This window comes from Mesorhizobium sp. M7A.F.Ca.CA.002.05.1.1 (assembly GCF_003998335.1).
Taxonomy (GTDB): Bacteria; Pseudomonadota; Alphaproteobacteria; order Rhizobiales; family Rhizobiaceae; genus Mesorhizobium.
In genome coordinates this window covers 1-1,297 of sequence record NZ_RZQI01001248.1, presented here as the reverse complement: position 1 = coordinate 1,297, position 1,297 = coordinate 1, and the positions used below count along the sequence as shown (strand labels likewise).

The window sequence follows — 1,297 nt, the reverse complement described above, 5'->3', positions numbered from 1 at the left end:
CTGCCGGCGAAGCCGACCTGCACCTGCGGATCTCCGCCATAACTGCCCAGCCGAAGGAAAAAAAGCGACGCATGGCGTTGATTGCGTTGACGAAAACGCAAGAGCCGGTTGCCGGCGCCGCAGTCACCATCGCCATCGGCGAAGCTGGGGTCGATCACGATGCGGTTGTCTACTCCAGCCGCACGGGCTCGCTCAGGTCGATCGATGCGCAAGCGGCCTCGCAATTGCCCTCCGCCGCGATGATCATCCGCCTGATCGCTAGCCACGCTTTCGCCGAGCCACTGCCATGCTGACGAAAATCGCCGGCGGCGACATCATCGATCCCGTCAACGGCCGTCTCGGCAAGGGCGACCTTTGGGTCAAGGACGACAAGATCGTTTCGGCGCCGGCGGGAGGGGCGGCCGACCGGATCATCGAAGCCAGCGGCTGCATCGTGATGGCTGGCGCCATCGACATCCACTCCCACATTGGCGGCGGCAATGTGAACACCGCGCGGCTGCTCTTGCCCGAACAGCATGCCGCCCATCAGGCGCGGCCGGCAATGACGCCGCTCTCCAATGCCGGCTGGTCGACGTTCCAGACCGGCTGCCTCTACGCCAAGATGGGCTTTACGACGGTGGTCGAGCCGGCGATGTCGCCGGGAGCGGCGCTTCACACGCATCTCGAACTGGCTGACATCCCGATCATCGACAAGGCAACCCTCGCCATTCTCGGCAATGACGATTTCCTGTTGTCGATGATCCGCGACGACGCCCCCTCGACGAGGATCGAGGACTATGTCGCCTGGACGGTCGCTTCGACGCGAGCGCTTGGGGTCAAGGTGATCAACGCCGGTGCGGCGGCCGCCTTCAAGGAGAACGTCCGCACCTTCTCGCTGGACGATGTCGTGCCTTCCTATGGCGTCAGTTCGCGCAAGATCGTCAAGACGCTGCAGGCCGCCGTCGACAGTCTTGGCCTGCCGCATCCCCTGCATGTCCATTGCAACAATCTGGGCAGCCCCGGATCGGCGGATACGGCGGCTGCGACGATCGCAGCGGCGGATGGGCTGCCGCTGCATCTCGCCCACCTCCAGTTCTATGGCTATGGCACGGAAGGAAAACGCGGGTTTTCTTCCGCCGCCGCACGGCTTGCCGAACTGGTCAACGCGACGCCGGAAGTCACCATCGATATCGGCCAGGTCATGTTCGGCCAGACGGTCACGGTCTCCTCCGACGTCATGCGGCAGTTTTCGGCGCGTGGCAGCGCGCACCCGAAAAAGACCGTCATTCATGATGGTGACGGCAATGGCGGCGGCATC

Annotated in this window: 1 protein-coding gene and 1 pseudogene; both read left to right on the top strand. The window is 64.1% G+C overall.

All coding sequences use genetic code 11. The features are described from left to right. A pseudogene (locus EN939_RS34590) lies at positions 1-293 on the top strand (tungsten formylmethanofuran dehydrogenase); the annotation flags it as partial. Then, a partial coding sequence (locus EN939_RS34585) for an amidohydrolase family protein (RefSeq protein ID WP_164751529.1) occupies positions 287-1,297 on the top strand: 1,011 nt, incomplete at its 3' end. The pseudogene EN939_RS34590 and the gene EN939_RS34585, both read left to right, overlap by 7 nt.